The organism is Prevotella sp. AM34-19LB, from assembly GCF_003468525.1.
Lineage (GTDB): Bacteria > Bacteroidota > Bacteroidia > Bacteroidales > Bacteroidaceae > Prevotella.
Genome location: NZ_QSIG01000064.1, coordinates 1 through 14,432, shown reverse-complemented (window position 1 = coordinate 14,432; position 14,432 = coordinate 1). Strand labels below are relative to the sequence as shown.

Below are 14,432 nucleotides of genomic sequence, written 5' to 3'. Positions count from 1 at the left end.
AATATAAACTAAGAAACAAAAGAGTTAAGTACGAAGAGCCGTGTGATGGGAGACTGTCAAGCACGGTTCCGAGAGAAGGGAGGGTGAAACTCCCTCCACTTACTCGACTTTTAAACAAGCTAATAACAAGATTACAATGAATAGCGTATTAGAAGGTCGTCCTGCTTTGAAAAAGGAGGTCGAGAAGATTGCTGAAGTTGCCGGATACCTCTGGCAGAATGGTTGGGCTGAGCGTAATGGTGGTAACATCACCGTAAACATCACCGACTTGGTAGATGACGAAATCAAGGCTTTGCCTGCTATCAGCGAAGTGAAGCAGATTGGTACAGCATTGCCAGCCTTGAAGGGTTGCTACTTTTTCTGCAAGGGTACAGGCAAGCGTATGCGCGACTTGGCTCGCTGGCCTATGGAGAACGGTTCTATCATCCGAATCCTCGATGATTGCGCCAGTTATGTCATCATCGCTGATAATGCCGTGATGCCAACATCTGAGTTGCCTAGCCACCTGAGCGTTCATGCCCGTCTTATCGAAAAGGGTTCCAACTACAAGGCTACCGTTCATACTCACCCTATCGAGCTTATTGCCATGAGCCACAACAAGAAGTTCATGGGCAAGGATGTTTTGAGCAACCTACTCTGGAGTATGATTCCAGAGACCAAAGCGTTCTGTCCACTCGGTCTGGGTATTGTTCCTTATCAGTTGCCAGGCAGCTTGAAGCTTGCTGAGGAGACCTTGAAGGAGTTGGAAGACTATGATGTAGTGATGTGGGAGAAGCATGGCGTCTTTGCCAAAGGTTTGGACGTAATGGATGCTTTCGACCAGATTGACGTGCTCTCTAAGAGTGCGAAGATCTACATCGATTCCAAGTGTATGGGATTCGAGCCTGATGGTATGAGCCAGGAAGAAATGGCTGAGATGACCGAGGCTTTCAATTTGCCAAGATAAGGTATAGGTTTTTCTATGAATAGTTGATATAGTGTTGTTAGTAATATTTTGATATAAATAGGTTTACTAGATATACATTTTCCCCCGAACATCGTGAGATGCTCGGGGGCTTTGTCTGTATCTAAGCTAACTGACATCTTTATGTCAATCCATGTGGAAAAGTTCTTCTAGCGGAATGCTGACAGGCGAATTATCTGGATTCACCTCCATGATGTCTGCCATCATATCCCACCATTTCTGGGTGATAGGATCCACGTTGGTCGTGTCCTGGCTGTTGGTATCGCTGTCGCATTTCTGAACGGCAAAGAGCAGGTTGGTGTCCTTGTCCCAGAAGATACTGTAGTCGCTCACTCCCTGATTCTTGATCATCTGTTTCAACTCTGGCCAGATTGCAGCATGGCGCTTGGCATATTCCTTTTCGTATCCCTTCTTGAGATACATCTTAAATGCAAATCTTTTCATATCATTCTATATTTTGAAGTTAAATCAACTGTGGCAGGAAGCTTGAGATAATCAAGACGATGATGCCGACGATTAATACGGTGATGGTCTTTGATGAGCATCCCTTCCATTCCTTCAGAATGATGCCCCATACATTTGAGAACACCACGTTGAGTGCCATCAGGATGCAGAAAGACAGAGTCATAAGGTAGGGGATTCGGTGAGGAAACCTTTTCCTAATGACAAGCCGAAGAACTGACTGTACCACAAGGCACCAGCTAGGGCACAATACAGGATGTTGTTGCTCCAAACCTCCTCGTTCTTATAATCGCTCCAAGTATGATTCTTGGTGTTCTGATAGAAACAGTAGATGGCATTGGTAATGAAACCACCCACGGTAACGAGGAAGGTAGCAGGCAGGGTCTTGAACATATCAGGGGTGAAGGTGCCGAAGTGAATATCATCGCCGAAGGCGAGACCCACATTGAGCATCCGCTCATGAAACCAGCCAGCAGGGCGATGGCAAGACCCTTAGGGAAGTTGAAATCCTTTACCGCAGCCTTCTTCTCCTCTTCAGAGAGCGATGCCGCCTTCATGCTGCCAGCTACACCGATGATGGCGATACCGAGCAGGGTGACTACCACACCGAGGATGACGCTGAAGGTGAGCGATGAAAGGGCATCCAGCTCAGGGAAGAAGATATTGAGCAGCACCGGTCCCATGATGGTGCCGAGACCAGCGCAGGTTCCCAGGGCGATGCTCTGCCCCAATGCCACACCCAGATAGCGCATGGAGAGACCGAAGGTGAGTCCGCCTACGCCCCAGAGCACACCGAAGAGCATGCTCATAGCTACATTGAAGCCGAATCCGTCGAATAATTCAAAGAAGGAATGTCCGCTAGGTACTGCGAGCATAGCGCCGAAAAAAGGCAAAATAAGCCATGCGAACACACCCTGAACTATCCAGTATGATTCCCAACTCCAATCTTTGATCTTGTTGATAGGAACATAACAGCTGGACTGGCAGAATGCGCCGATGGCTATGATGAAAAGTCCTATTAATATTTCCATTGTGTTGTTAATTGCTTGGTAATTAGGTAAAAGCAGACTGAAAAATCCTAGGCTTCGCTGAGCCTAGGACCTTTTAGCCTGCTTGAATATCTTATATCTTAGTTCCTCTTAGCGAGAACCTCAGCCTCGTACTTCTCAATGTCAGCGATGTACTCTTCGCCAACAGGGATGTTGTTCTTCAGGTTGAAGTAATCATATACTGCACCGAATGGCAATGTCTTCTCTTCCTCGAGGAGAGCCAGGCGCTGGAAGAGCTTGCCCTCGTCCTCGTACTTGCGGAGGGTATCCAGTGGCTCAAGGAATGCCTGCAACAATGACTTCTGGGCTGCACGAACACCGATGATGTAAGCACCGATACGGTTGATGGAACCGTCGAAGTAGTCGAGACCGATGTGAGCACGGTCGAGTGCGTTGGCACGGACCAACTCTGAGAAGAGGTTACGGGTATTGTCGTCGAAGAGGGTTACGTGGTCTGAATCCCAGTGCATTGGGCGAGATACGTGGAGCATCAGCTCAGGAACGAAGAGCAGGAGTGCTGAAACAGCATCTGATACATTCTCTGTTGGCTCATAGTGACCTGTATCGAGGGTGTACATCACGTTGTTCTTGGCGCAGTAGCCAGCGTAGAAGTCGTGAGAACCTACGGTGTAAGCTTCCAGACCGATACCGAAGAGCTTAGCCTCGAGACAAGACTTCATGTTTGGCAATTCCTCTGCCAGGATTTCATCGAGAGAGTTCTTCAGGATTTCGCGATAGCGGCCCTTCTCAACGGTGATATCCTTGGAACCATCGTGTACCCAGATGTTCATGATACATGGGTCGTTCTGGAATTTACCCATAGCGTCTGCGATACGGCGGCAACGCTTGGTGTGCTCAATCCAGAACTCGCGGATAGCTGGGTCAGGATTTGACAATGAGAGACTGCCGCTCTTTGGGTGAGAGAAAGAAGTAGAGTTGAAGTCGAGCTTCATGTTCTGCTCCTTAGCCCACTGCATCCAACCTGTAAACTGATCTACGGTTACCTCGTTGCGGTCGATCTGTTTGCCACCGAACTCACCGTAAATCTCGTGGAGGTTGAGACGGAAAGTACCAGCCAGGAGAGAGTTCACCTTCTCGATATCCTGTCGGAGTTCATCGATGTTGCGAGCCTTGCCAGGATAGTTACCTGTACTCTGGATACCGCCAGAAGCAGCCTCACCGCGCTCGAAGCCAACCACGTCGTCAGCCTGCCAGCAGTGCAGAGAGATAGGAGTCTTCTCCAATGTCTCAATAGCTTTGTCTGTATCTACACCCAGAGCAGCATAGCGCTCCTTTGCAATCTCATAATTCTTTAAAATCAATTCTGTTTTCATTGTTTTTATGTATTGTGTTGTTGTTATTATTGTTTTTAATTATTTTTCCCGGCTTATTTCTTATTTTGAAATTTCCAGTTTATTTTGTAATCTCCAGGAATTTTTCGTAAGCTGCATCCCATGCCTCCTTGTCTTGGGGCTCGAATTTCTTCAGCTCCAGCGAGTTGGCGATAATCTGACGCATTTCCCAGATATCCTTGACCATTCCTGATGCCTTTGCCTGGAGCATGATGTTGCCGATGGCTGTACCTTCCTGAGGACCCGCGAGAACGGTGACACCGCAGCTGTCGGCAGTAAACTGGTTGAGATATTGATTGAGCGAACCACCACCGATGATGTGGAGCACGTTGAGGTCGAAGTCGGCAAAATCCTTCAGCCAGGTGAAAATCTGACGATAACGGAGCGCGAGACTCTCGAAGATGCAACGGCAGAATTCGCCATAGTTCTGAGGAACGTGCTGTCCTGTCTTCTTGCAATACTGCTTGATAGCTTCTACCATGCTCGATGGGTTGGCAAAGCAGGCATCGTCCGGGTTGATGATGCTCTGGAAGGCAGGCTGCTTCATGGCTTCGGCTATCAGTTCTGCATATCCCAGACACTTCATATCCTTCTGATTGGCAGCAGCTTCGTCTTTCCATTCCTTGCGACAGCGCTCGTAAATCCACATGCCGCAGATGTTCTTCAGAAATCGGGTAGTGCCCTCAATGCCGCCCTCGTTGGTGAAGTTGAGTTCATAACTCTTCTCGTTGATGATGGCGTTCTTGGTCTCGATACCCATCAGGCTCCAGGTACCAGAGCTCAAATAGGCAAACTCCTCGTTTTTGGCTGGTACGGCAGCTACTGCGCTGGCGGTATCGTGACCTGCTACGGCGATGACAGGAACGGCATTCAGACCCGTCATCTTCTGCACCTCTTCGGTGAGTGTACCGATGATGGAAGCTGGGTTGGTCATCTTGCCAAACTGCTCTCTCTTCAGTCCCAGACTCTCTACGAGTTCGTTGTCGAGATCGCCTGTCATCGGGTTGAGAATCTGGGAAGTTGATGCCACGGTATATTCGCAGACTGCGTTTCCGGTGAGCATATAGCTCAGGGCATCAGGGATAAAGAGAATCTTGTCGGCATTCTCCAAAGCCACGTTTCCAGCCTTTCGCATGGCATAGATCTGGAAGAGCGAATTGAAGTTCATGAATTGGATTCCCGTCTTCTCATACACCTTTTCCTTGCTGATTTTCTCTTCGAAATATTTCTCCATCACGCCGAGGTATGAGGGTCGCGGTAGGCGAGAGGGTTGCGGAGGATATCCCCGTTATTGTCAACATATACGAAGTCGCATCCCCAGGTATCGATACCGATGCTTTCGATATGGATGCCGCGCTGTGCCACGAGTTTCAGACCTGCGATGATTTCATAGAAGAGGGCGAAGATGTCCCAATAGAAGTGATTGCCGGTCTCGATGAGTCGGTTGTCGAAACGGGTGAGTTCTTCCAGTTCGAACTTGCCATCAGCCAGGCTTCCCAGGATGGTTCTGCCACTGGTAGCACCCAAATCTACGGCAAAGAAGTATTTCTTTTGTTCCATTTTTTAGAGTGTATTTTAAGTTATTGTTATTTACTATTGTTATTTGTTTGCGATTGCAAAGATAGGGGGAATGTGCAAGATGGAACAAGAGAAAATGATATTAGAGCCTAGTTTTTTGGCGGAGGGTCAAGAATCTCTATGAAATATCAAAAATTTAAGTTTTTAGTTGTTTTCCACACGCCCCCAGGTCCCCTAAATGCTTCTGGGGCGTGTGGAAATCTTCATTTATCGGGTTGTATTTCTGAAATCAGACGGTTTCATGCCAGTCTGGTTCTTGAATTTAGCCGAGAAGTAGTCTGGTGATTCGAAGTTGAGGCGATAGGCAATCTCCTTGATGCTCTCATCGGTGGTAGAAAGCAGTTCCTTGGCTCTCTGCAGTTTCAGCGTCTGCTGGTAGAGTGCCGGAGCGAAACCCGTATGCTCCTTGAAGAGCTTGCGGAACGAAGAGTAGCTGATGCCCAGTTCCTGGGCTATCTCCTGGATAGTGAGTGTATCCTCAAGAGATTCGCGGATGCGCAGGCGCGCCCTGTTGATGATATCCACATGCTTGGAATCCTTGTTCAGGATGATGTTTCTTTCCAGGGAATACATCTTTCCGATGAGATGGTTTACGATACCCGCCATTGTCTGCTGAGCGTATGCAGCCTCCTCCTGCGCCGTCTTATAAGCTTCTTCATACAGGCTGATGATCTCGTTGCTGTAGCCCACGTGATAGATCGGCTTTTCAGGGGACAGGAATCCCGCCTTCACACGGTCGTCGATATTCTTTCCCTTGAATCCGATCCAATAGCTTTTCCATCCCTTGGTGCCTGATGGATGGTAGGTATGCCATTCACCGGGAAAGAGCAGGAAGATATCTCCAGCCTTGATCTTTGTTTCCGGAACATGGGCAGAGTGGAACACTCCTTCGCCTTCCGGCTGATAGAGAAGCTGGTATTCATCGAGGGTTCTTCCCTTCTTGATATCGAAATAATATCCATCGGCATGTCCCTTGGTAGGATATTCTTCTCCCGGGGCGATTTCTTCCCGTCCCACGGTGCTGATGGTGAGACCCCATTCGGCGTCTCTTTCTGTTGCTAATAGGTATTTACTGGTCTGCATAATGCTTTGTTTTGTTTCTGGGTTTTGCCTCCTGGCTCATCTTCTGGTGCAATTGCTTCCAGAGCCATTTAGCTTATTCATCGGCAAAAGTACGCAAAAAAATCCACTATACATTATTAAATATGCAAAAAAGTATGTAATTTTGTGCTGAAATGTATAAAAAACAAAGATTTGGATAATAATAATGATACTTGAACGATTTTATTCTATGAAACCAAGGTTGTTTAATAGCTTTGTGGCAGAAATCCTTTTCAAGAGGATTTGCGGGGCACTAGTAAAAACCTGTGTCAGATAGCATGAGCTTAAAATATAATTGTTACCTTTGCCCAAGATTGACCTCATTTTTTGGGGCACTCATTGCCCGCTTTATGGGCACTTGTTGCCCAGCACTTGTTCTGTGGATGCCCGCTTGATGGGCTGTGGATGCCCATGCGACGGGCATAATTGGACCTTCTAGTGGGCTGACTTTTCCTGATTTCAGTAGACACTTTTTTACTTTATAAACTAAAAAGGTAGACACTATCAATTTCATAAAACTGAAATAGTAGACACTCCTTTTTTTTGTTCCTAATTTTATAGACACAATAAAAAGAATCGTACTATATTTGTAGTCACTACCCTTCCACTGGACTTACCGAACCCGGACTTGCTCTTTTGGTAAAGTAGAACTATATTAGAAGCAATTATTTACTAGAAAAAGCACTGATTTTATTCATTTTCTCTGTCGTATTGAATAAAATCAGTACTTTTTTTATTCAATACGAATGATATATTGAATATTTTTTGTATCTTTGCCTCGGCTTAATCAATTCATCTGAAGAGAAATGAGAACAATTATCAATAACCAGAAAAAGGAACGGGATATTCTGCTTTCCCGTCCTTACCTTACACGTCATACGCAATATGTTGTGAATGAACTGTTAGCAAGTAAGCAAATCAAGTTGATAACGGGTCCTAGAAGAACTGGCAAATCGACAGAAGCTTTACTGATGCTGAAAGGCAGGAACTTTGCCTATCTGAATTTTGATGACGGCAAACTCCTGAGAGCATGGGACGATGATTTGGTTTGGGAAACACTACGTACCGTTTATCCCGACTTCGAGTATCTTCTACTTGATGAAGTTCAAAATCTGGATGGGTGGGATTTATGGGTCTCCAAGCTTTACCGAATGGGAATCAACATGGTTATTACGGGAAGCAACGCCAAGCTGCTGAGTAGCGAAATGGCAACATTGCTCACAGGAAGATATATTCAAATAGAGATGCTGCCTTTCAGTCTTACTGAATTCTTTATCTGGAATCACAGGAATCTTTCGGAAGTATCAGAGAATAAAGATAGCGCTTCAGACCTCTCGCTTATAGCAGACTATCTGCATTATGGTGGCTATCCTGAGACTGTAGCAGCTAGAAGCCTGACCCAAAACTACCTTTCCACACTCTTTGATTCCATCATCTGGAAAGATATTGCCAAGCGACATAAAGTACGCAATGTGGAGGATTTGAACAACCTGGCTATGTATCTGGTTTCTAACTTCTGCAATCCTTTCAGTGCCAACGAACTGGCTGAAGAGCTGGGACTTTCTAGTGTGGCAACCACCAAGAAGTTTATGGGATATTTAAGAGAACCCTACCTCTTGTATTATCTGCCACGTTACAACAACAAGTTGAAACTGATGAAGAAAGCTCCACAGAAAGTATATGTAGTTGACAATGGTTTTGTAGAAGCCAAGGCTTTTAGTGTGAGTGAGAACTTAGGCAGATTATTGGAGAATCAGGTCTTCATCGAGTTGGTTCGCAGAGGATATCATGCAGAAACATCGCTTTTCTATTATCGCTCCCGTAATGACAAGGAGACGGATTTTGTAACAAGGCAGGGTACTCATGTAGAAAGTCTTATACAAGTATGTTATGATCTCTCTTCCGAACGAACACTCAAGAGGGAGGTAGATAGTATCATAGAATGTGCGGGAGAGCTCAAATGCTCTAATTTGACTATTGTTACGATGAATGAGGAAAGAGTCATTGAGAAAAACGGATATAAGGTCAAAATCTTACCGATATATAAGTTTTAAAGATAGAGAGAAGGAGGAATAGTTTATGTCTCAAAAAAGATATCTGGACATAAAATATTGTTTTGGGGACAAAAAGACTATGAAAGCAAAAAAGCCTGCTGGCTATAATTGTCAGCAGGCTTCTATTGTTTGACTAGCATGTATATTGTCTAATGGGTGCAAGTCCCTAACGAGCCCTAGTAGTGGGAATCTACCTCCTACTCGATTACTTCTTTTTCAGCATCATCAGGCGTGATTTTTCCTTAGCCAAGGCTTGCATATCCACGGCAACATCGTCTTCATCCACGATTTCCACGCCCGTCATCGTTTCTATCACATCCTCCATGGAAACTACGCCGCGAAGGCATCCGTATTCATCTACGATAATGGAGATGTGCTCTCGCTTTTCCAGCATCTTTTCCCAAATCTGATATAACGATTCATCCTCGTAGAAGGAAAGAATCGGGCGCATCAGCTCGGATAATCGGGTTTGGAATTCATCGTCTGAAACCGATTTGAGAACCACATCCTTCAGAACGTAGCCCACGATGTAGTCCTTATTGTTATCATATACAGGAATGCGTGAGAAATTCCACTCCTTCTGTTCGTAAAACTCCTTGGTGGTTAGATGCATATTAGCAGATTCTACCACGATGGATGGCGTCATTACCTCTTTTGCCTTAACTCCAGCCAGACGGATGCAGCTCTTGATGATTCTGCTTTCCGATTCACAGAAGATGCCTTCTATGGTTCCTACATCCACCATGGCTGAAACCTCTTCGCGGCTCATTGAAGCCTGGTGGCTCTTAGGCGTGAATACCTTTGTGATAAGTTCTGAGAGCAGTACCAGAGGGTAGGTGATGAAGATGAGTATCCGGATAATCTTGGTGGATGGCATTGCCAGTGAGCGCCAGTAAGAAGCACCGATGGTCTTCGGGATGATTTCTGAAAGCACCAGAATCAGCAAGGTGAGAATGGCGGAAATGATACCGAAGTATTCTTCGCCAAAGAGTTTGATAGACTCGGCACCCACGCCGGCAGAGCCGATGGTGTGGGCGATGGTGTTGAGCGAAAGAATGGCACCCACTGGGCGATCAATGTTGTTCTTATATTGTTTCATCAACGAGGCAGTCTTGTTGCCTTGATTCTCCTTCATCGAGATAAACGACATCGGAGTAGAAAGTAGCACCGCCTCCAGGACGGAGCATAAAAAGGATAGTGACAGAGCACCTAAAAAATATAATATGATTAAACCCATGTAATTTTTAATTCGTTAATAATATGTTATCTCAAGCAAGATAGGTATTATTTCCGAAGACTGCAGTTGAGGATGTAATGGGGTACATTACATCTGTTTTGATTCGATATGAGCGTATTGGTAAATATCATCATAGTTATGTTCTATTTTTCTGCAAAGATATGGATAAAACTATGAATCTGATGTTATTTTGTTGAATATTAGTGTGTTTTAATATGTTTTTAGTAAATATTTGTAAAGGATATTATTAGCTAGCAACTGATGACTCATGTTATTTTAGTGATTATATAAAGATCAAAGGGGAAGAGAACCTATTCTTTCCCCTTTGGTCTATAATCTTACAGCTGTACCTTTACAGCCTTTCCGTCATATTCCACACTCTTGCTTGCCTGCATAGACTGATCGCCCGCTCCACTATTGGCACCCACCAGCACGATGTGGAATCTGCGATGCTGGAGCATTCCCTTATAGCTGCCCTTGCGTGGCGCGATGTTCAGGGTTCTGTCTGCTTCATTCCATACAAACTGGATTTCCGAGAACTTACCCTTCTCATAGTTGTAGTTGTCGCCCTCATCCTCATAGAGCGTAAATTTACCATCAGCACCAGGATAGACACGAATTTCCAGCTCATCCCAAGGTTTCTCTGAACTATACTGAACTTCAGGACCGAATGGCAGGATGGTACCAGCCTTGATGAACACAGGCATGATGTCGATAGGACAAAGACGCTGGATATCCTGACCACCCTCATACTGGGCATTGCTCCAGAAATCATACCATTTATTACCCTTTGGCAAGTAAACATTTACAGGCGCAGCTGCCTTCCTTACATCAGGGTAGATGGTATGGCCCTTCTTCTCCTTATCCTTCCAGGTATATAAAGGATCGGTTACCGGCTTCACCAGAATGTTGCGGCCGAAGAGATACTCATCGTTCAGGCGGGAAGCCTTCTTGTCTGCCGCATAATCCATTACCAGGGCACGCATCATGCTTCCGCTATTCTGTACACAGTCGCTTGCCATACTGTAAATGTAAGGAAGAAGGCGATAGCGCAGCTTGATGGTCTTGATCATGGCATCATAAGCCCAGTCGCCCTGTTTTCCGAACTCATACAGTTCGCTTACCATCGGTGAAGAACAGTGGTTGCGCATCAATGGCATAAAGGTTCCCCACTGCATCCAGCGGGTCTGCAATTCCTGAATGGCCGGGTTCTTTGGATTCTGTTCAAACTCCCAGTAGAAGAAACCACCCAGGTCGGTGTTCCAGAATGGGATACCGCAGAGCGAGAAGTTCAAGCCCGATGGAATCTGGTTCTTCATCTCGTCCCAGGAAGCCACCACATCACCGCTCCAGCAGATGGTGCCATAATGCTGAATACCGAAACTGCCGCTTCGGGTCATCTGGAGCGAACGCTTTGTGTGGCCCTTCATCGCTCTCTGGTGCTCATAGATGCTCTTGTTGTGCAACAATGGGAAGGCGTTCTTCACGCCCAACCATGAACCATCGTAGGTCTGATAGTTCTCATCGCCCGGCTTCTCAAAATGGTCAGGCTCCGTAGAATCCGTCCACCAGGCATCGAAGCCCATCTGGTAGAGGTGGGTAAGATACTTCCAGTAGAGGTTGCGAGCCTTCGGATTGAAGACATCGTATGGCATCACGCCACTGTTTCTTGGCCACGTTTCAAAAGGAAGGAGCGCATTCATCTTCTTCAGTTCACGATATTGCTCTGTCCAAGGACCGAAACTTGCCCAGATGGAAATCATCAGATGGGCATCGTTCTTGTGAACATACTTCACCATTTCCTCCGGACTCTTCAGACGAGGCTCTCCCTGAGCCTTCATCTGCTTCATATCTGTAGGAAGATACTTGGCAAAGGTTGGGTCTCCCACCTTATTTATATAATATGGGTTCTGGAATTTCATCGCATTCCAGTTGGAGTCGCATCCCCAATACTGCCAGTCCTGCACGATGGCATCAGTAGGAATCTTCAGTTCGCGATACTTATCCAATACGCCAGCCAGTTCATCGCTGGTCTTATAGCGCTCACGGCATTGCCAGAAGCCCATCGCCCATTTCGGGAACATCGTAGCCTGTCCGGTCAGTTCACGGATGCTGGCGATGACTCCATCCTGCGTACCATCCTTGTACATGAAATAGTAGTCGGCGCAGGTTCCCACTTCGCTGGTAAAGGAAGTACATGATGGCTGGTTGCCATTATCCTTGGATGCTACTACATCATTGAAATAGGTTTTTCCCGCATTGTCCCAGTAAAGACCATAGCCTTTCTCGCTGGTGAAATAAGGGATGGCGATATAGGTGTTATGATTCCAGTGTTCGATATTCTGGCGGCCACGCTGATTCATATAAACATCACGCAGCTGTCCTAATCCATAGATTGCCTCGTCGTCGGCAAGACGGAAGTCCTGCTCAATGCGGTACTTGCCCTTGTTGGCTTCATCCTTGCGGGCTTCCAGACGGGTCTTCGTATCGGTAAGCAGCAGTTTTCCTTCCTTCGAGAGGAAGCGGATTTCGCCAGTCTGCTGGTTCAGTTCGACGGAAATTAAACTGGATTTAATATTTACAACATCTCCGTTTTTCTGTATCTGAACATCCTTCAGCTGCTGAGGCTTCAAGATGACAGAATAGCTTTTCTTCTGAACGGGAGCAGCAAGTCCAGCATCTGATTTCAAGATGCGGACGATGGATGGAGAATAGAATTCGACGGTTACATTCTGCTGAGCCACCTGACGGGTGATAGACTTGGCAGCCATACCTTTCTGTGTGCCTGCCACCTTTACGCTCTTGGCGCAGAGTTCACTTGGAATGCCAACGGAAGCGATGCCCAAAAGGGCAATGAGAGATAAATTCTTTAGCATACTTTTGTTTATTATATTAGAGGGTTTATGATTTGTCCAGTTCTAAATACATAAGATTGTATTTCGGTTGCAAAGGTAATTTCATTCACACTCTGCTTACCTTCCTGAAGCAAGGCTGCTGCACGATGAAGCCGGATGCTGCGGATAAATGCCACGGGAGTAGTATTGGTCAGAGCCGTCAGCTTTTTATAAAGTCCTGTCCGCTCCATACAGAGATCCTGTGCCAGTTGTTCCACGCCATATTCGCCATCTTCAAGATGCTGTTCTACCAAAGCACGCACCTGAAGAGTCAGCTCGGGATCCTGATTAATAGCTTCGGCTGTAGAATAGGCAGAAGCGGTATAGGTCAGCTTATCATTCAGAAAAACCGCCACGATTCCTGATTCCATGAAAGCATAAATCTGTCTGCCATCGGTATCCAGATCCTGCAGACACCCCCATTCCTTCTTCAAATGGATTAGATTGCCATTCTGCGTATTGAGCAGCGAATCACCCATAACAACCCAGACATTCTTCCTGCTATCTACAAACAGATCCTGAATGTCATTCCGGGTCGGGCCGTTTCGCATCATTTTCATCTTATTCTCTTTTCCATTTCCAGACAGAGCGTCAAGGGGATGTTCCAGAATTCTGCCCTCTGCAAGCAGAATACAGAATATCTTTTGGTATTCCTTTACCCATAACCTGTCCTGGCTATCGGCATAAAGATGCGTCTGCCCCTTGTATTTCGTGATGTTTTCTGCCTTTTCTGCAGGAAGGGGAATCAAGGAGAAGCGCCTTCCATCATAGAGATTGATGCCCTTGGGAGTTCTCACCGCCAATCTGACATCTGTCAACTGCATCATCTGTAGGACATGGTTATCAGAAAGCCCCTGTTGGGTATTGAGTACATAGAAATAATCGTTTGTCTCTACCTTCTGGCTGAGCTGGTAAGTATCCGGCCGCCAAAGTAGAGGAAAACGATGCATAGTTTGATGATATATGGTTTATAACTTCTCATAGAGCCTTATTGTCTATTTTCATTGCTGCTATTTTGCTTATTCTTTGCAAAAATATAAAAAAAGATTGAGACAGACAAGACAAGCAGGCAAAATTTTGAGGCTTTTACAAAGAAAAAGGTTCCCTTGTATGGAAGCAAGAGAGCCTTTGGCTATTGTTTTTTCGTTTTTACATCCCGAATCTTTTCCTATCTTGGAGAGCCAGATGGAGTGGGGGATATTGTGCTGGCGGTGATGCCGGCAGACTTCTGTATTTTTCGGATGCTTTTCTGATGCATTACCAGATAGGTGGGGACGTACCTTGCTCAAAAGAAGATATTCTAGTGGTGGGTGGAGTGATTTGCAGAAAATATTTAAGGTGGATCATAAATCTCCTTTCACAGAATGTGGATTATGTTGAAAATAAGAGAGTTAAGTGTGAAAGGAAAAATCTCTTTATTTTGAGATAGTAATTGATCAATACTGCGTTAAATTAACATTTAATCGTCTGTAAATCAATAACTTATATTAAGAAATGCTTATGAAAACTTAACTATAAAAAGTTGGTCAAGTCGCTGATTTTCAGTAACTTTGCAAATCACGACAAACGCAAAATTATATGAATACAGGACTTGACCAATATATGGATATCTTTAAAGATGCAGTTGAAGATTCGGCTGCAAAGTTAACAAAAAGTTTCGAGAAAATACTCATCGAGGTGATAATTTTGTTCATGGTAATACCAAGAAAGATAAATTTCACCCAAATGGGGAGGTATGGCT

At 45.5% G+C, this 14,432-nt stretch carries 8 protein-coding genes and 2 pseudogenes; 2 read left to right on the top strand and 8 right to left on the bottom strand.

The window, feature by feature from the left end; translation table 11 throughout:
• The first annotated feature begins 136 nt into the window (after positions 1 to 136).
• A complete protein-coding gene (rhaD, locus tag DW830_RS13955) occupies positions 137 to 946 on the top strand; it encodes a rhamnulose-1-phosphate aldolase (protein ID WP_119250313.1) in 810 nt (269 codons plus the stop codon).
• A gap of 144 nt (positions 947 to 1,090) precedes the next feature.
• Here rhaD and rhaM read toward each other — a convergent pair whose 3' ends face one another.
• The 5 genes and pseudogenes from rhaM to DW830_RS13930 all read right to left on the bottom strand — a co-directional run bounded on the left by rhaM (position 1,091) and on the right by DW830_RS13930 (position 6,488).
• Positions 1,091 to 1,408, bottom strand: coding sequence for an L-rhamnose mutarotase (gene rhaM / locus DW830_RS13950; protein WP_119250312.1), 318 nt, complete (start codon positions 1,406 to 1,408; stop codon positions 1,091 to 1,093).
• 19 nt (positions 1,409 to 1,427) lie between these two features.
• Positions 1,428 to 2,457: pseudogene (locus DW830_RS13945) on the bottom strand (L-rhamnose/proton symporter RhaT).
• Between the two features lie 98 nt (positions 2,458 to 2,555).
• Positions 2,556 to 3,809 carry an L-rhamnose isomerase gene (locus tag DW830_RS13940; RefSeq protein ID WP_119250311.1) on the bottom strand — a complete coding sequence of 418 codons (1,254 nt, stop codon included), beginning with the start codon at positions 3,807 to 3,809 and terminating at the stop codon, positions 2,556 to 2,558.
• A gap of 79 nt (positions 3,810 to 3,888) precedes the next feature.
• Positions 3,889 to 5,387: pseudogene (gene rhaB, locus DW830_RS13935) on the bottom strand (rhamnulokinase).
• A gap of 225 nt (positions 5,388 to 5,612) precedes the next feature.
• The gene (locus DW830_RS13930) at positions 5,613 to 6,488 is read right to left on the bottom strand and encodes an AraC family transcriptional regulator (RefSeq protein WP_119250310.1); all 876 of its coding nucleotides are present in this window, start codon (positions 6,486 to 6,488) and stop codon (positions 5,613 to 5,615) included.
• An 824-nt stretch (positions 6,489 to 7,312) separates the two neighbouring features.
• Between DW830_RS13930 and DW830_RS13920 the strand changes: the two genes are divergently transcribed.
• On the top strand, positions 7,313 to 8,560 hold the full coding sequence (locus DW830_RS13920; protein ID WP_119250308.1) for an ATP-binding protein: 1,248 nt from the start codon (positions 7,313 to 7,315) through the stop codon (positions 8,558 to 8,560).
• Between the two features lie 205 nt (positions 8,561 to 8,765).
• Here the strand turns inward: DW830_RS13920 and DW830_RS13915 are convergent, their stop codons facing one another.
• From DW830_RS13915 to DW830_RS13905, 3 genes are all read right to left on the bottom strand, one after another.
• On the bottom strand, positions 8,766 to 9,797 hold the full coding sequence (locus DW830_RS13915) for a CNNM domain-containing protein (protein ID WP_119250307.1): 1,032 nt from the start codon (positions 9,795 to 9,797) through the stop codon (positions 8,766 to 8,768).
• Positions 9,798 to 10,135: 338 nt separating this feature from the next.
• The gene (locus DW830_RS13910; protein WP_119250306.1) at positions 10,136 to 12,673 is read right to left on the bottom strand and encodes a TIM-barrel domain-containing protein; all 2,538 of its coding nucleotides are present in this window, start codon (positions 12,671 to 12,673) and stop codon (positions 10,136 to 10,138) included.
• Between the two features lie 11 nt (positions 12,674 to 12,684).
• Positions 12,685 to 13,641, bottom strand: a complete 957-nt coding sequence (locus DW830_RS13905) for a helix-turn-helix domain-containing protein (protein WP_119250305.1) — start codon at positions 13,639 to 13,641, stop codon at positions 12,685 to 12,687.
• Positions 13,642 to 14,432 lie beyond the last annotated feature (791 nt).